Here is a 16,434-nt window from a genome sequence, read left to right as displayed (position 1 = left end):
GCCGGTCGCGCCCGCCCCGCCGGTCGCGCCCGCCCCGCCGGTCGCGCCCGCCCCGCCGGAGTCCGAGCTGTCGGACGACGTCCCGCCGCTCGACGCGGCGGTCAACGGCAGCCCCTCGATGTCCTTGATCGAGGCGATCCGCTCCCCCGTCTGCACCGACAGGGTCGTGCCGTCCTGTGTGATCGTGCCGCCGGGCACGAGCGTCCCGTTGTCGTCGAGCGCGTCGGCGATGGACTGGGTGGTGAGGCCGCGCGCCGCCAGCTCGTCCGTGTCCGGGGTGATGACCACGCGACGACCGGGGTTGCCGAAGACGTCCGCCTGCCGCACCCCGTCGAGCTTCTCGATGTCGGGGATCGCCGTGGCGTTCAACCGGTCGACGAGCTGTTCCTGGTCGCCGGAGCCGGTGACGGCGAGCTGCAGCACGGGCAGGTCGTCGAAGGACCCCGTGACGATCTGCGTCTGCACGGTGTCCGGGAGCGACAGTGCGTTCACCGCGGTCTGGATCTTGTCCTCGGCGCTGGCGAGGTTCGATCCGTAGTCGAACGACGCCGAGACGACGCTCTGCCCGGTCGACGACGTCGCGGTGGTCGACTCGAGGTTCGGCACGACCTGGATCGCCTGCTCGATCTTCGTCGACACGTCGTTGGACACGACCTCCGGCGTGGCTCCCGGGTAGGCACTCACGATGGCCACCTGGGGGAACTGGACGCTCGGGATGAGCTCCTGCTTGAGGCTCGTCAGCGCGATGCCGCCGAACACCGCGACGACGACGGTGACGAGCGCGATGAGCGCCCGGTTCCGGAGGCTGAAGACCGAGAGGAGGTGCACACCCTGATCCTCGCAGAGCGCACCTCGACGCACTCAGCGTGCGAGGAGCAGGTAGGCGCCGAGCACGGCCACCGTCCCGAGCACACCGGTGCCGAGCGCCACGATGCGACCGAGAGGGGTCCTGGCCGTCACGACCGCGAAGGCGACGACGGCGAGCCCGACGACGATCTCGACCACCCACGTCACCGGGCCGGTGGTGTCCGCCACCTGGAGCAGCGCCCGGACGCCCTCACCGACCAGCACCGCGGCGGTCGTGCCGAGCGCCGCCCCGCGCCACCCGACGTCCCGGGAGCGGAGGGCCACGGCGACCGCCCCCGCGAGCAACCCCGCCTGCACGCCCATCAGGACCCAGAAGTTCGTGATCGACAGCACGTCCGGGTAGCCGCGCAGGTTCGTGGTGGCCCAGTAGCCCACGTGCATGAGCTCGAGGAGCACGACCCCGAGCACCATCGCGGCCGGCGTCGCCCAGCGCCCCGACCGCGCGCCGGCGAGCAGGCACAGGGCTGCCGCGACGACGAACCAGGGTCCGGCGGAGTTCGAGAGCGAGGACAGTCCGGGGACCGCCTGCCCGAACGAGGTCAGCACCCCGGCGAGCAGCGCCCCGGTGAGCGCCATCGAGACCCGGGCGGCCACCGGCACGCGATGGACGGGGGCGGGCACCGGGCGAACCGGCGTGCCGGCGTGCATGGTCGTCTCCATGCGACCAGGATCTCGGTGGTCGGGTGTCGGACGCATCACCCCACAGGGCGAGAACGTCCGGGGCACGTCACCCCCGAGGATGACCCTGCCGACCGCACCGGCGCGGGTCACACCACCGCGGCGAGCGACCCCCGGACGCCAGCGGCGTCGCCGCCGATCCGCGCCCACGACCGTTCGAGCACGTCGACGAGCCGCACCCGGTCGGTCGGGGACATCGTGAACGGCACGCGCAGGAACCGCTCGAAGCCGCCGTCCGGCCCGAAGACCCCGCCGGACGCGAGCACGACGCCCTCGGCCCGCGCAGCGAGCACCAGTGCGCTCGACACCGGTCGCCGGAGCCCGACCCACGTCGTCAACCCGCCCGCCGGCGACGGCACGTCCCAGTCCGGGAGCCGCGCGCGCAACGCGCCCACGACGTCGTCGCGACCCTGCCGCAGGTACTCGCGCCGCGCCTCCAGGACCGCCGCCGTGCGTGGGACGAGCTCCCGCGCGACCAACTGGTCGAGCACGGGCGTCCCGAGGTCACCCGTCGGACGGGCGAGGAGCAGCCGCTGCAGGAGCGCCGGTGCGGCGCGGATCCAGCCGATCCGCAGGCCGCCCCAGAACACCTTGTCGGCCGAGCCGATCATCACGACCGAGCCGCCCGACGGGTCGTGCGCGGCCAGCGGCAGCGACGGCGAACCCTCGATCCGCAGCTCGCCCATCGTCTCGTCCGCGATGACCGTGGTCCCGGTCGACGCAGCGACGGACAGGAGGAGCTCGCGGGTCGTCGCGGACATCGTCGCACCGGTCGGGTTGTGCAGCTCGGGCATGACGTAGGCGACGGCCGGCGCAGTCCGACGCATCGTGGTCTCGAGTGCCGTGGCGTCCCATCCCGTCCGTGCGTCGACCGGCACGCCGACGAGTCGCCCGCCGACCTCGCGGAAGGCCTCGTGCGCGTGCGGGTAGGTCGGGGACTCGACGAGGACGGCGTCCCCGCGCCGGACGAGCACCCGCGCGAGCAGGGCGATCGCGTGCTGCGCCCCGATGGTCACGACGATCTGGGAGGGGTCGGTGGGCAGGCCGCGCTCGGCGTACCGCTCGGCGATGGCCGCGCGGAGCCCGGGGTCGCCGACCGTGTCGTACCCGATCCCGGCGAGCGCCGCGGGCACGTGCCGCGTCGCTCGCTCGACGGCCTCGGCGATCCCCGGGGCCGCGTGCAGTGCGGCCTTGCGGAGGTCCAGCAGGTCGTCGTCGACCACCCCGCCGAGCCGTTCCGGGTCCGGTCGGCCGATCAGCCCCGCCGGCAGCCGGACCACGCTGCCCGAACCGCGGAGCGACACCAGGAAGCCGTCGGACCGGAGCCGGGAGTACGCGTTCGCGACGGTGGTCCGCGAGACCCCCAGCGCGGTGGCGAGTCCCCGCTCCGCCGGCAGCCGCACGCCCTGCGGGATCCGGCCGTCGATGACGAGCACGCGCAGCGCGTCGGACAGCGCCTCGTACGCGGGAGCGTCGGTGCCGGCGCGCCAGTCGGTGAGGAGGAGCGCTGCGGAGCGGGCACTGAGCAGGACCGGGGTCACGGAACCACGGTAGCGGAATTGGCCCTCGACCTGCAGTCCAATCACGACGACGATCGAGCCATGCCCCGCTCCACCGCCCTCACGCTCCGCTTCGTCCAACTCTTCGTCGGCCTGTTCCTCTACGGTGCCTCGACGGCACTGCAGGTCCGTGCCGTCATCGGGGTCTCGTCGTGGACCGTCCTCACCGAGGGCCTCGAGCACGTGGTGCCGTGGTCGTTCGGTGTCATCACGGTGGTGTCGAGCGGCGTGATCCTGCTGTTCTGGATCCCGCTCCGCCAGAAGCCGGGCATCGGGACGCTCCTCAACGCCCTCGCGATCGGTCCCTCGGCCGACCTGGTCCTCTGGCTCGTCCCGACGCCGTCCGATCTCGTCGGCCGGGTCCTCCTGTTCGTCGCCGGGCTCCTGCTCCTCGCCGTCGCCACCGCGTTCTACATCGGTGCCGGCTTCGGGACCGGGGCGCGTGACGGCCTGATGGTGGGTCTGCACGAACGCCTCGGCTGGCCGGTCTGGGTGGCGCGGACGGTCATCGAGGTGTCCGTCGTCATCGTCGGCTGGCTCCTCGGCGGCGACGTCGGGGTCGGCACGGTGATCGCCGCGTTCGCGATCGGTCCGATGGTGCAGCCGCTCATGCCGGTCTTCCGCCGGTTCCCGTGGAGCCCCGAGCGGACACGTGCGGTCGCACCGGTCCAGGAGGCGCGGGTCGCCGCCGCCTCGGAGGTCGCCTAGAGCCCTTGCGCGCGCCCAGGTCGCGATATAACGTGTTGCTCACAGACGCGATACATCGCGAGTTCGAGGAGGCAACATGGCCCAGGAGAAGTGGCTCGTCGAGGAGCCGAAGGTGATCGACACCGGGATCGTCCGCCGCTTGCGCGTCGGGCTCGCCGGTGGGCAGGTGGACGTCGTCGCGCACGACGAGCCGACCGCCCGCGTCGAGGTGCACAGCGTGTCCGGCAAGCCGATGAAGATCGAGCTCGACGGCGACACGCTCACCATCGACCACCCCCAGATCCGGTGGGACGACCCGATCGGGTTCCTGAAGTCCTTCCGCGGCAAGGCGCACGCCGACGTCAGCGTCCTCGTGCCCCGCGACGCGATCGTCACCCTCGGCGTCGTCTCGGCCGGCGCCCTGCTGTCCGGCACGAACCGCGGTGCCGCGCTCAACACCGTCTCCGGCGACGTCGTCGTCGACGACGTCGCGGGTGACGTCACCGTGAACGCCGTGTCCGGCACGACGACGATCCGCGAGCTCGACGGTGCCCTGACGGTGCACACCGTGTCCGGCGACGTCGTGGCGACGGGCGCGATCCCGCGCTTCTCGGCCGACGGCGTGAACGCGGACGTCGTGCTCGACCTGCACGGCACGCCCGACCAGGCCCGGGTCAACACGGTGTCCGGCTCGGTGAGCGTCCGACTCGAGGACGGGGTCCCCTACCGGTGCACCGTCAGCACCGCCTCGGGCACGCTGCAGTTCGACGACTCGGAGATCCGCGGCGTACGGGGCTCCTACGTCAAGCAGGGCGGCGAGCTGTCCGGGCAGTGGCTCGACCTCAAGGTGAACTCGGTCTCCGGCGACATCGCGGTGCTCCATGCCCCACCGGTCGCGGAACCGACGACACCGACGACTCCGACCACGCCGGCGGCCCCGGTGAACGACGGCGAGGTGCCCGAATGAGCCCCGTCTTCGCGCACGGCCACCTGCGCCTCTACCTGCTCGTCCTGCTGGCCGACCACCCGATGCACGGGTACGAGGTCATCCAGGCCCTCGGTGACCGCTTCGGGGGCACGTACGTCCCGAGCGCGGGAACCGTGTACCCACGGCTCGCCAAGCTCGAGGAAGAGGGGCTCGTCACGAAGTCCGCCGACGGCCGGAAGACCGTCTACGCCATCACCGACGCCGGCCGGGCCGAGCTCGACGCCCGTGCCGACGAGATCGCCGCGGTCGAGAACGGGGTCAACGACTCGGTGAAGTCACTCGCCGACGGGGTCCGCGCCTCGGTGGGCGAGGCGATGCGGTCCCTCCGCGCCGACCTCGCCGCGAGCGCACAGGCCCCGCGCGGCTCGACGACCGACGAGCCGGTCGACGTCCCCTCCGAGGGCGCCGGTGCCCTGCGTGAGGTCGAGATGGTCCTGTCGTCGTTCCGACAGCAGGTCCGCGCGGACCTCCGCCGGCGGGCGACCCGCGGCACCCTCGGTGCGGACACGGTCACGCGACTGCGCGACGGCCTGGAGGCGCTGCGCAAGTCCCTGTGACGACCGGCGGCCGACAGGCGGTGACGACCCGCGCCTCCGGGCCCCCGTCCGGTGGCTCCCGTTCGGACGCGAGCTACCGGCCGGGGCCCTCGGCCGCCGGCCCCCAGCGGTCCTCGACCTCCTGACGGAAGCGCGTCTGGTCGAACCCGTCGAACGTGTCGGTGGTGTGCATGTCCCGTCCTTCCTCGATCCTCGTGATGGTGGTGCGCACGGCTGCGAGCTGCCGCGCGAGCCGGTCGCGCTCGCGCTCGAGCCACGAGACGTGCGCCGTGAGGGCCGTGACGTCGTCCTGCTCCCCGTCGAGGACCCGGCCGACGTCGGCCAGTCCGAGGCCGAGTCCGCGCAGCAGGAGGATCCGTTGCAACCGGACCAGCGCGCGGTCGTCGTAGCGTCGGACTCCGCCCTCGCCGATCGCGGTCGCGGGCAGCAGGCCGATCGCGTCGTAGTGCCGGAGTGTGCGGCTCGACACACCGGCGGAACGCGCCACGTCGGCGATGCCGTGCGGTGCTTTCGCAGCTGCGGCCGCCGTGTCTGTCGGATCGCTCATGCAGACCACGGTAGAGGTTGACGCTGCGTCAACCGCAAGGTGTTTCCGGGGTGCATCTGCCCCGACCCGGCACGGACCGGGAATACCCCCGGGGTCGGCCGTGTTGACTCGCGCCCGGAAATGAGTAGGTTTGCCGCTCGTGACGAACGAGATCCGGTCGTTGAAAGCACGACTGATCGGGGATCCCCTCCCCTCCGAGAAGCTCGAGGGACAGCTCCTCCCGAAGCACCTGGCACTGCCCATCTTCGCGAGTGACCCGCTGTCCTCCGTGGCGTACGCGCCGCAGGAGCTCCTCATGATCCTGCTGCTCGGCGGGATGGCGTTCCTGACGTTCGCGCCGTGGGTCGCCGCCCTCGTCGTGCTCCTCCTCGTCGTCGTCGTCGCGTCCTACCGGCAGCTCATCAAGGCCTACCCGTCCGGCGGCGGCGACTACGAGGTGGCACACCGGAACCTCGGCGAGAAGGCGGGGCTCGTGGTGGCCTCCGCCCTGCTCGTCGACTACGTCATGACCGTCGCGGTCTCGGTCGCCTCGGGTGTGGACAACATCATCTCCGCGCTGCCGTTCCTCAACGAGTTCCGGGTCGAGCTCGCCCTCGTGTTCGTCGTGCTGCTCGCCGCCGCGAACCTCCGAGGTGTCCGCGAGTCGAGCAAGGCGTTCGCCGTCCCGACCTACCTGTTCGTCGGCAGCGTGTTCGTGATGGTCGTGGTCGGGCTCGTCCGGGCCGCGCTCGGCAACGCGCCCGTCGCGGAGTCCGCCGCCTACACCGTGCAGAACGTCGAGCACACGACGCAGGCCGCCTTCGTGCTGCTGCTCCTCCGCGCGTTCGCGTCGGGCTGCTCGGCGCTGACCGGCGTCGAGGCGATCGCGAACGGCGTCCAAGCGTTCCGGCGACCGAAGATCAAGAACGCGCAGATGACCCTCGTGCTGATGGGGTCGATCGCGATCGTGCTGTTCGTCGGGCTCATCACGCTCGCCCTCATCTCCCGCGTGCACTACGCCGAGAGCGCGTGCGACCTGCAGGGCTTCGCGCAGTGCACCACGACGCCGCAGCGCTCCCTGATCGCCCAGATCGCAGCCGCGACGTTCGGGGACAACACGATCCTCTTCTTCGTGATCCAGGCGACCACCGCTGCCGTCCTGCTGCTCGCCGCCAACACGGCGTTCAACGGGTTCCCGCTGCTCGGATCGATCCTCGCGCGTGACTCGTACGCTCCGAAGGCCCTGTCGACCCGCGGTGACCGGCTAATCTACTCCAACGGCGTGATCGTCCTCGCCCTCGTCGCGGCGGCGCTGCTGATCGTGTACCGGGCGAACGTCACGAGCCTCATCCAGCTCTACATCATCGGTGTGTTCGTGTCGTTCACGCTCGGGCAGACCGGGATGATCGTGCACTGGACGCGGCTGCTCCGAGCGGACCGCGCCGGGACGGCCGCCGAGCCGGTCAACCGCGGCCAGGTCATCCGATCGCGCGCGATCAACGCGACGGGTGCCACCTTCACCTTCGTCGTCCTCGTCATCGTCACGATCACGAAGTTCACGCACGGCGCGTGGCTCGTGTTCCTCATCATGCCGATCCTGTTCGTGCTCATGCTCGGCGTGAACCGGTACTACCGCGACGTCTCGCACGAGATCGAGGCCGACGACCAGACCCAGTTCGGTGCGACCGGCGACCACGCCATCGTCCTCGTCAACAAGCTGCAGAAGCCGGTGCTCAAGGCCCTCGACTACGCGATCGCCGCGAAGCACGCGAGCTTCGAGGCCGTGCACGTCGCGATCGACGACGCCGACGCCGCCAGGCTCCGCGCCCAGTGGGAGGAGTACGGCATCGAGGTCCCGCTGACCATCGTGCCGAGCCCCTACCGCGACATCTCGATGCCGCTCATCACGTACATCAAGGCGCACCGGATGGAGCACGGGTCCGAGGTCGTCACCGTCTACACGCCGATCTTCGTCGTGGGGCACTGGTGGGAGACCCTCCTGCACAACCACCGCGGACGCCGCATCCGGAAGAAGCTGTTGCTCGTGCACGGCGTGACCGTCGCCCTCGTGCCATGGCTGCTCGACTCCTCGGAACTCCTGTACGGCCGGCGTTCCCGTCCGCTCCCCGGCCAGGAGCGCCGCGGTGAGCCGATCCGCCCGGCACTCCGCCGTTCCCCGCACGGCGTCTTCCAGCACGACGAGCACGATCGCCTGCTCCGGTCCGCCCAGCGGAACAGCCTGCAGCCGCGTCGGGCGACCCGGCCTGCCGGCCCGGCCGAGGGCGTCGACCCGGCCCAGTGCACGGGCGAGATGCGCGTGCTCGTCCCCTCGGCTCCACGCGGCGACGGTCGCTCGTCGTAGCATCTGTCGTCATGACGATCTCCGACCTGCGCACGTTCGCGACGTTCGACGGTCACGGCGGCAAGGTCTCGAAGCGCGTCGAGGTGCTCGACCACCAGCCGGCGCCGGGCGGCCCGCACGAGGGACTCGTCGCGGTCCGCGGCCCGCATCCCCTCGGCGCGCTGGACGAGCGGGCGGCCGAGGACGCCACGCACCGCATCGGCTGGGTCGACCCGGCCACGCTCCGCGACTGGTACCGCCCGGACCGCGTCGTGGTCTCGCGGATCGAGGCGCGACGCTCCGGCATCGAACCCGGTACGTACGCGGATTCGCGCGGTCGCGGCCGGGTCCGGATCGACGGACTGGAGGCGCGGCTCGCCCCCGACGGTCGGCCCGCCTTCCGCGCACTGGCGGGTTCCGCGGACGCCCCGGTCGTCGACGTGCCCCTCCCCACCGACCAGGCCGTCCGGCTCGTGGCCGTACGTGCCGTCGACGAGGGCCTCGAGATCGTGACCGCCCCGGTCTCGCCGTTCCTGTCGCCCGGTCGGCACCCGGCCTTCGGCGACGACGTCGTGGGGCTCCCGCCACGCGCGAGCACCGGCGACGTCACGGTGAGCGCTGCCGTCCTGCTCGACGGCACCCTGCACGAGGTCGAGCGGATCGACGAGCGCGCGGCCACGATCTGGATCCGCCGCGAGGACCGGTCGGTCCCGATCGCGGTGAGCTCGGTCGGGCCGGACCTGGTCCGGTACACCGCTGTCCCGTGCTGAGTCGGCGGCGGGAGGTTGCCGGTCGCCTTGTTCGGTCTGCGGTGTCCGGGGGACGCCACCGTTGGGTTCCGGTCGGGGGCGCGGCGTAGCGTCCACGCCATGAGTGACGCAGACCCGACGAACGACCAGCCCGACACCCTCGGTGGCGAGCGACCCGACCCCTCGACGACCGCCAGCAAGGACCCCGAGCAGTGGGTGACCGGCGACGAGCCCATGACCGGACCCCAGCGCAGCTACCTCGACACCCTCGCACGCGAGGCCGGCGAGGAACTCCCCGCCGACCTCACCAAGGCCGAGGCCTCTGAGCACATCGACCGCCTCCAGCAGCAGACCGGTCGCGGCGCCGACTCCTGAGCGTCGGTCCGCGCTTCTGCGGACCGGGGCCTGGGCATGTTCTGGTGATGTCCGGGAAGTCCCCCCGGACGGGGGTGCTGGTGACGCGTCACCGGTTAGCTTCGTCGGCATGCGAACGACATCGACCTCCATCGGCCTGACCGCGCTCCGCATCGTCCTCGGCGTGGTGTTCATCGCGCACGGCGCCCAGAAGTTCGCGCAGGGCATCGGCTCCGTGTCCCAGGGCTTCTCGGGCATGGGTGTCCCCACCGCAGAGATCGCAGCCCCGCTCGTCGCCGGGCTCGAACTCGTCGGCGGGGTGTTCCTCGTGCTCGGCGTCGCCACCAGGGTCGTGGGCGTGTTGCTCGCCGTCGACATGGTCGTGGCCGGCCTGCTCGCGCACGCGTCCGCCGGGTTCTACTCGCAGGACGGCGGCTTCGAGTACGTGCTCGTGCTCGCGGTGGCGTCCCTCGCGGTGGCGCTGACCGGTCCGGGCCGGTTCTCGCTCGACGCGCTGTTCCTGCGGTCCTCCCGCCGACGCCGCGGTGTCGAGGAACCACTCCCCGCCTGACGCGCGCCGGCGGTGGTGCGTGCCGGCTGGACCGCCAGTGTGCGAGGTCAGTCGGACCCGACCGTCGGCACCGCACCGGCGTCGTCGCGCGCGAGCACGTCCATGACCTGTCGCGCGATGAGCCGACCGGCGCGGTTCGCCCCGATGGTCGACGCCTGCGGCCCGTACCCCGCGAGGAACAACCGCGGCTCCTCGACCGACCGACCGTCCTCGACCACGATGCCCCCGGCTGCCGTCCGCAGGTGCAACGGCGCGAGGTGCCGCAGGTCCGCTCGGAACCCCGTCGCCCAGATCACCGCGTCGGCGTGCACGTGCTCGCCGTCCGCGGTGACCACGCCGGTCTCGTCGAGCCGCGCGAACATCGGCGAGTCCCGCAGCACACCCCGGTCGAGCCCGGCGCGGATCCGGCGTGACACGGGGACACCGGTCCCGGAGACGATGCTCGGCAGGGTCTCCCCCGCCCGTGCAGCGCGGTCCTGCTCGTCGACCGCCGCCACCGCGGACTCGAGGTCGAGTGCATCGGACTCCGACCACACCACCGGTCGCCGGGTGAACCACCTCGTCCGGGCAGCCACGCCCTCGAGCTCGAGCAGGAACCCGATGGCGCTCGTGCCGCCGCCGACCACGACCACGTCCTGACCGGTGAACTCGGCGGCGCTCCGGTACTCCGTCGTGTCGAGCTGCCGTCCGCGGAACACGTCCCGCCCCGGGTACCACGGGACGAACGGTGTGCCCCAGGTCCCCGAGGCGTTCACCACGACCTCGGCACCGATCCGGCTCGTCGTTCCGTCAGCGGCCCGGACGGTGACGCACAGGCCCCGGGACGCGCCGGAGCGCTCCCCGATGCGCGACACGGACGACACCGACACCGGACGACGGACCCGCAGGTCGTAGTGCTGCTCGAAGCGCCGGTAGTACTCGCCGACGACGTCCCGCGCCGGCCGCGACCGGTCGGCGTCCTCGAACCGGAGTCCCATGGCGTTCATCCCGGGCAGATCGTGCACGCGGTGGGCGGTGCCGAGACGGAGGGCCTCCCACCGGAACTGCCAGGCCCCACCCGTGCTCGGGGCCCGGTCGAGCAGCACCAGATCGCTCCCGGGCACGAGCCCGAGCCGGCGGAGGTGGTATCCCACCGAGAGACCGGCCTGACCCGCGCCGATCACCACGACCCGTGCCTGCTGATCGACCGGGGCCTGCGCGTCGTCTGTCATCACTTCGATTCTGCTGTGGGCGGGGCCGTCGCGGCGACGTCCAGATCGGGGTACATGGTAGAGTGATCGGCAGATTTCAAACCACGAAACCGTTCGGTTCCCCGGGTGACTCCTCATCCGCCAGGACCGGACCAGAGCCGATCACGAGGGGGTCACGCATGGGGCGCGGCCGTCAGAAGGCGAAGCACACCAAGGTCGCCCGGGAACTGAAGTACTTCAGCCCGGAGACGAACTACGGTGCGCTCGAACGCGAGCTCTCCGCCGGGCAGCACTCGGACGAGAACTCCTACGTCGACCGCTGGGCAGACCAATACGGGGATGACCAGCTCGAAGACGACGAGTTCGAACCACAGCAGGACCAGAACAAGTCCGCCTGACCCAGGCTCGATGAAGACGCCGCGCACCCTTCGGGGCAGCGCGGCGTTTCGTCGTGCGCACGGGCTCTCCACGATCACCGGCCGCGATCACCGCAGGTAGGGGCTCAGTACCTCGCGCATCGGGCCCGCGAGCGCGGCGGACAGTGCAGGGACGATGTGCTTCTCGTCGTACATCACGACCAGGTCGTCGATGATCGCCGGGCACCGACCATCAGTGCAGAACCAGTCGGTCACGTCCAGCTGGTGGACGACGGCCCCCCGCGCAGCGACGTCGGCGATCGCAGCCCCTTCGGCGGCGATCTTCACTTCGCGGTCCGTGTTCGGGCCACCGGACGCATCGCTCTCGCACGATGACGGTCCGGCCGAGCGGATCGCACACGACGTGATCCGCTCACGGTTCGGCGGTGCGGTGAGGCTGACGACGGTACGGCCGGGCGCGGCGAGTTCAGCGAGCCCTGCGGCGGTGCTCTGCTGCCACCGATCGGCACGGACCCGCACCGGCACGTCCCGAGCGAACGCTTGCACGGACGCCGATGCGATCACCAGGTCGGAACGCTGCGCTTCGGCGAACCGGACCATGCGATCGCGCGCGAGCCCGCAGGATCGGGCTCTCGCGGCCTCACGATCGTCGCCGTGCGGATCATCGGCTCGACCCAGCACCGAGCAGCCGGCGAAGGCCATCGTCTCGACGCGCCACCCAAGCGGCACGAGCGCTGCTTCGACGGCAGGCGAGTACGCAGCCGCGATCGAGTCGCCGACGACGACCGCGACCCGTTCCGCCTCCGCGGGGCCGGCCGTGCACGAGCGAGCGTCCGACAGATCGGAATCGATCAGGTTCAGGCACCTGCGGAGGTCTCGCTCGATGTCGGCGACGGTCCGGTCCAGCTGTGACACGACGGGCTCCGGCCAGGATCGCCGAGCGAGAGCTTCCCGGACCGCTCGCTGCGCCGCATCCGTCGATGGGAGACCCGCGGACGCCGCCACCGGCGTCCCGGACGAGACACCGATCGCCTGGAGGACGCCGCCCGGGTACTGCAGGTCGGGCAGCCGTTGCGCCCCCACCACCCCGACGAGCAGCGCGACGACCGTTGCCGCGACGACTCCCTCGACGGCGCGACGACGCAGGTCGGGAGCGCGCCGAAGCCAGCCGGCCGCCGCCGTCGTCGGCCATGCCCACCGGAGCGTCGGGGCCTCCACGAATCGGTACGACGCCCACGCGAGGAGCAGCGTCGTCAGCAGGGCGACGACGGCCGTGGGCGCTCCTTCGCCGAGGATCGCGCGCAGGGAGACGTCCACCGGGAAGTGCCAGAGGTAGATCGAGTACGACAGCCGGCCGATCACCCGGAGCGGGGCGCTCACGATCGCCCACGCGAGCGGGCCGCGGCCGCCGATCGACCATCCGAATGCGACGACGAGTGTCGCGCCGAGCACGGCGGGGAGCGCACCGGGCGCCGGGAAGGCGACGTCGGGATCGGTGGCGAGCACGGCAACGAGGATGCCCCCCCAGCCCGAGCGCGCTGAGCACGACCGCGACCCGTCGAGGGACGCGCTGCAGCCAGGGCAGGCCCACCGCGGCGAGCGCCCCGAACCCGAGCTCCCAGCTCCGCGCGATGGTGTCGAAGTACGCCCGATCGGGGTTCGAGTCTGTCTGCCACAACGCGTACACCAGTCCGCCCACGATGACCGCGGTAGCGACTCCGAGGACCCCAGCACGTCGCGCGAACGGCCCCGACAGACGGGCGCCGACCGCGAGCGCGACCAGGACGACGACCGGCCAGATCGCGTAGAACTGCTCCTCGACCGACAGCGACCAGAAGTGTTGCAGCGGTGAGGCGCTCGACTCGTCGCTGAAGTAGTCGGTGGTGCGCAGTGCGAAGTGCCAGTTCGCCACCGAGGTCGCCGCCGCGAGGCCGTCGAGCGTCACTTCGACCGCGCGCGGGAGGAACCAGACGAAGAACGCGGCGATCACGGTGACCACGAGGACGGGGACCGCGGCCGGGAGGAGACGCTGCACACGACGGAGAGCGAACGCGACGAACGAGATGCGTCCCGTGCGCTCGTACTCGCGCAGGAGCGACCCGGTGATCAGGAACCCCGAGATGACGAAGAAGACGTCGACTCCGGCGACACCGCCGAACGGGACCCCGAACAGGTGGAAGACGACCACGCCGATGACCGCCCAGGCGCGGAGCCCCTCGATGTCCCGACGGAAGGCATGCTGGGTGCACTGCATGCACCAAGCATACGTTATGTGTATTTCACATTACAAATGTCATCCGCGGAACGTGCCGACGAGTCGCACCGCACCGCCGTCGACGCCCTTCGCGCCCTGCTCGAAGCCGCTCAGGTCCCGCGCCGAGGTCGAGATCGTCCCGACCGCCCACGACGGCAGCCCCGCGGTGCCGAGCGACGCGATGACGTCCGACGCCGCCCCGGCCGACACCACCGCGAACATGCCGATCCCGAGGTTCCAGGTGCCCTCGGTGTCCTCCACCGGCGTGCCGGCCATGTCGGCGAGGACACGGAACACCGGCAGCGGTTCCCACGTGGAGCGATCGACCTCGACCCAGGAGCCGACGGGCAGCACACGCGCCAGGTTCGCCGCGATGCCACCGCCCGTGACGTGCGACAGCGAGTGCACGGCGCCCGGGTGCTGCTCGATCACGGACAGCAGCGGCGTCGTGTACAGGCGGGTCGGCTCGAGCAGCGCTTCGCCCACGAGCCCGCCGAGCTCGGGCAGGGAGTCCGTGTACGCGACCCCGCGCGAGGCCAGGATGTGCCGGACGAGCGAGTACCCGTTCGAGTGCAGTCCGGAGGACGCGATCGCGACGACGACGTCGCCGTCCTCGACCCGGTCGGCACCGAGGACGTCGGACGCCTCGACCGCGCCGACCGCGGCACCGGCGACGTCGTAGTCGTCCGGTCCGAGCAACCCGGGGTGCTCGGCGGTCTCGCCACCGACCAGGGCGGTGCCCGTCTCGGCGCAGCCGCGGGCGATACCGGAGACGATGTCCGCGATGCGCCCGGGAACGACTCGGCCGCAGGCGATGTAGTCCGTCATGAACAACGGCTTGGCACCGACCACGACGATGTCGTCGACGACCATGCCGACGAGGTCCTGCCCGATCGTGTCGTGCTTGTCGATCGCCTGCGCGATGGCGACCTTCGTCCCGACGCCGTCGGTGGAGGTCGCGAGGAGCGGCCGTGAGAAGTCCTTCAAGAACGAGACGTCGTACAGTCCGGCGAACCCGCCGACCCCGCCCAGCACCGAGGCGTTGTGGGTGGCCGACACGGCGGACTTCATGAGTTCGACGGCCAGGTCACCGGCGGCGGTGTCGACACCGGCCTCTGCGTACGGGTTGGGCATGCGTAGTCCTCCGCGGGGCATGGCAGACTTGTTCGGTCCCCCCGATTCTACGGTCTGGAGCACACCCGCGAATGTGCGGCATCGTCGGCCTCGTTGCACAGGGCCCCGCCAACCAATCCATCTACGACGCACTGCTCCTCCTGCAGCACCGAGGACAGGACTCGACGGGCATCGCCACGGTCGAGGGTCACATCCACCACATGCACAAGACCCGCGGTCACGTGCGGGAGTCCTTCCGCACCCGTGACATGCGCGCCCTGCTGGGGACCATGGGTCTCGGGCACGTCCGGTACGCCACCAAGGGTGCCGCCAGCAACGAGGAAGAGGCCCAGCCGTTCTACGTGAACGCGCCCTACGGCATCGTCCTCGTGCACAACGGGAACCTGACGAACACGCGGGAGCTCACGCGCGAGCTGTTCGACATCGACCGCCGTCACCTCAACACGTCGAGCGACACCGAGCTGCTGGTGAACGTGCTCGCGCACGAGCTCCAGGGCCAGGTGCGCGGCAAGGACCTCGACCCCGGGCAGGTGTTCGACGCGGTCGAGCGCGTGCACGAGCGCGTCGAGGGCTCGTACGCGGCCATCGCCACGATCGCCGGGCACGGTCTGCTCGCGTTCCGCGACCCGTTCGGCATCCGCCCCCTCATCCTCGGTCACAAGTTCGACGAGGCCGGCAAGCCGGAGTGGGTCGTCGCGAGCGAGTCCCTCGTCCTCGAGTCCGGCGGCTACGAGATCGTCCGCGACATCGCCCCCGGCGAAGCGGTCTTCATCGAGATGGACGGGCAGATGCACGCCCGCCAGTGCGCGAAGAACCCGCGCCTGGTGCCGTGCTCGTTCGAGTACGTCTACCTCGCCCGTCCCGACTCCGTGATGAACGGCATCTCGGTGTACGACGCCCGGCTCCGGCTCGGCAACCGTCTGGCGGACACGATCGCGCAGTACGCCCCCACGGGCGACATCGACGTGGTGATGCCGATCCCGGATTCGAGCCGCCCGGCCGCGATGCAGGTCGCCCAGAAGCTCGGCATCGAGTACCGCGAGGGCTTCTACAAGAACCGCTACGTCGGCCGCACGTTCATCATGCCCGGGCAGGCGGAGCGCAAGCGGTCCGTGCGCCAGAAGCTCAACGCCATGTCGTCCGAGTTCAAGGGCAAGAACATCCTCATCGTCGACGACTCGATCGTGCGCGGCACCACGAGCCGCGAGATCGTCGAGATGGCCCGGGCCGCCGGAGCGAACGAGGTCACGTTCACGAGCGCCGCGCCGCCTGTCCGGTACCCGCACGTTTACGGCATCAACATGCCGACCCGCGCGGAGCTCATCGCGCACGACCGGAAGATCCCCGAGATCAACAAGGTGCTCGGCAGCGACCACCTGATCTACCAGGAGATCGGCGACATGCGCGACGCGATCATCGAGGGGTCCGACGTCACGGACCTCGAGATGAGCTGCTTCACGGGCGAGTACGTCACCGGGACGGTCACGCCGGAGTACCTGTCCTGGGTCGAGGCCAACCAGCTCAGCTGAGTGACGGTCGCGACGCGACCACGTCACGGACGGGAGGCGCGGGGGGGGGGGGGCGCGGCGCCCCCCCGCCCCG

The 16,434-nt window shown here is 71.3% G+C and carries 16 protein-coding genes and 1 pseudogene; 9 read left to right on the top strand and 8 right to left on the bottom strand.

What is annotated here, in order from left to right:
* From Q7F20_RS09650 to Q7F20_RS09640, 3 genes are all read right to left on the bottom strand, one after another.
* The coding region (locus Q7F20_RS09650; protein ID WP_305739884.1) for an efflux RND transporter permease subunit at nt 1-828 on the bottom strand (828 nt) is incomplete at its 3' end.
* A 33-nt stretch (nt 829-861) separates the two neighbouring features.
* On the bottom strand, nt 862-1,527 hold the full coding sequence (locus Q7F20_RS09645; RefSeq protein ID WP_305739883.1) for a DUF6518 family protein: 666 nt from the start codon (nt 1,525-1,527) through the stop codon (nt 862-864).
* 107 nt (nt 1,528-1,634) lie between these two features.
* Nucleotides 1,635-3,086, bottom strand: a complete 1,452-nt coding sequence (locus Q7F20_RS09640; RefSeq protein ID WP_305739882.1) for a PLP-dependent aminotransferase family protein — start codon at nt 3,084-3,086, stop codon at nt 1,635-1,637.
* 60 nt (nt 3,087-3,146) lie between these two features.
* On the opposite strand from Q7F20_RS09640, the gene Q7F20_RS09635 reads away from it, so the two are divergent.
* The 3 genes from Q7F20_RS09635 (at nt 3,147) to Q7F20_RS09625 (ending at nt 5,336) form a co-directional block, all read left to right on the top strand.
* The gene (locus Q7F20_RS09635; RefSeq protein ID WP_305739881.1) at nt 3,147-3,812 is read left to right on the top strand and encodes a YitT family protein; all 666 of its coding nucleotides are present in this window, start codon (nt 3,147-3,149) and stop codon (nt 3,810-3,812) included.
* A gap of 76 nt (nt 3,813-3,888) precedes the next feature.
* The gene (locus Q7F20_RS09630) at nt 3,889-4,758 is read left to right on the top strand and encodes a DUF4097 family beta strand repeat-containing protein (RefSeq protein ID WP_305739880.1); all 870 of its coding nucleotides are present in this window, start codon (nt 3,889-3,891) and stop codon (nt 4,756-4,758) included.
* On the top strand, nt 4,755-5,336 hold the full coding sequence (locus Q7F20_RS09625) for a PadR family transcriptional regulator (protein WP_305739879.1): 582 nt from the start codon (nt 4,755-4,757) through the stop codon (nt 5,334-5,336). The genes Q7F20_RS09630 and Q7F20_RS09625 overlap by 4 nt, the downstream gene beginning before the upstream one ends.
* Nucleotides 5,337-5,409: 73 nt before the next feature.
* Here the strand turns inward: Q7F20_RS09625 and Q7F20_RS09620 are convergent, their stop codons facing one another.
* Nucleotides 5,410-5,883, bottom strand: coding sequence for a MerR family transcriptional regulator (locus tag Q7F20_RS09620; protein ID WP_305739878.1), 474 nt, complete (start codon nt 5,881-5,883; stop codon nt 5,410-5,412).
* A gap of 130 nt (nt 5,884-6,013) precedes the next feature.
* On the opposite strand from Q7F20_RS09620, the gene Q7F20_RS09615 reads away from it, so the two are divergent.
* The 4 genes from Q7F20_RS09615 (at nt 6,014) to Q7F20_RS09600 (ending at nt 9,877) form a co-directional block, all read left to right on the top strand.
* On the top strand, nt 6,014-8,224 hold the full coding sequence (locus Q7F20_RS09615) for an APC family permease (RefSeq protein ID WP_305739877.1): 2,211 nt from the start codon (nt 6,014-6,016) through the stop codon (nt 8,222-8,224).
* Nucleotides 8,225-8,235: 11 nt separating this feature from the next.
* Entirely contained in the window at nt 8,236-8,973 is a 738-nt protein-coding gene (locus Q7F20_RS09610) for a hypothetical protein (protein ID WP_305739876.1), read from the top strand.
* 99 nt (nt 8,974-9,072) lie between these two features.
* Nucleotides 9,073-9,327 carry a DUF3072 domain-containing protein gene (locus tag Q7F20_RS09605; protein ID WP_305739875.1) on the top strand — a complete coding sequence of 85 codons (255 nt, stop codon included), beginning with the start codon at nt 9,073-9,075 and terminating at the stop codon, nt 9,325-9,327.
* A 109-nt stretch (nt 9,328-9,436) separates the two neighbouring features.
* Nucleotides 9,437-9,877, top strand: coding sequence for a DoxX family protein (locus Q7F20_RS09600; RefSeq protein ID WP_305739874.1), 441 nt, complete (start codon nt 9,437-9,439; stop codon nt 9,875-9,877).
* Between the two features lie 47 nt (nt 9,878-9,924).
* Here the strand turns inward: Q7F20_RS09600 and Q7F20_RS09595 are convergent, their stop codons facing one another.
* Nucleotides 9,925-11,088: an NAD(P)-binding domain-containing protein gene (locus Q7F20_RS09595; RefSeq protein WP_305739873.1), complete on the bottom strand. Its 1,164-nt coding sequence runs from the start codon at nt 11,086-11,088 to the stop codon at nt 9,925-9,927.
* Between the two features lie 158 nt (nt 11,089-11,246).
* Between Q7F20_RS09595 and Q7F20_RS09590 the strand changes: the two genes are divergently transcribed.
* The gene (locus Q7F20_RS09590) at nt 11,247-11,465 is read left to right on the top strand and encodes a DUF3073 domain-containing protein (protein ID WP_305739872.1); all 219 of its coding nucleotides are present in this window, start codon (nt 11,247-11,249) and stop codon (nt 11,463-11,465) included.
* Between the two features lie 87 nt (nt 11,466-11,552).
* On the opposite strand, the gene Q7F20_RS09585 is transcribed toward Q7F20_RS09590, so the two are convergent.
* From Q7F20_RS09585 to purM, 3 genes and pseudogenes are all read right to left on the bottom strand, one after another.
* Nucleotides 11,553-12,950: an acyltransferase family protein gene (locus Q7F20_RS09585; RefSeq protein WP_305739871.1), complete on the bottom strand. Its 1,398-nt coding sequence runs from the start codon at nt 12,948-12,950 to the stop codon at nt 11,553-11,555.
* 37 nt (nt 12,951-12,987) lie between these two features.
* A pseudogene (locus Q7F20_RS18690) lies at nt 12,988-13,698 on the bottom strand (acyltransferase family protein); the annotation flags it as partial.
* Nucleotides 13,699-13,737: 39 nt separating this feature from the next.
* Nucleotides 13,738-14,832, bottom strand: a complete 1,095-nt coding sequence (gene purM / locus Q7F20_RS09580; protein ID WP_305739870.1) for a phosphoribosylformylglycinamidine cyclo-ligase — start codon at nt 14,830-14,832, stop codon at nt 13,738-13,740.
* A gap of 71 nt (nt 14,833-14,903) precedes the next feature.
* Here purM and purF point away from each other — a divergent pair, with 71 nt between their 5' ends.
* A complete protein-coding gene (purF, locus tag Q7F20_RS09575) occupies nt 14,904-16,361 on the top strand; it encodes an amidophosphoribosyltransferase (protein ID WP_305739869.1) in 1,458 nt (485 codons plus the stop codon).
* Nucleotides 16,362-16,434 lie beyond the last annotated feature (73 nt).

The sequence above is a fragment of the Curtobacterium sp. A7_M15 genome (assembly GCF_030705415.1).
Lineage (GTDB): Bacteria > Actinomycetota > Actinomycetes > Actinomycetales > Microbacteriaceae > Curtobacterium.
Note: the sequence above shows the minus strand (reverse complement) of the source record. Positions and strands in the feature narration are given on the sequence as shown.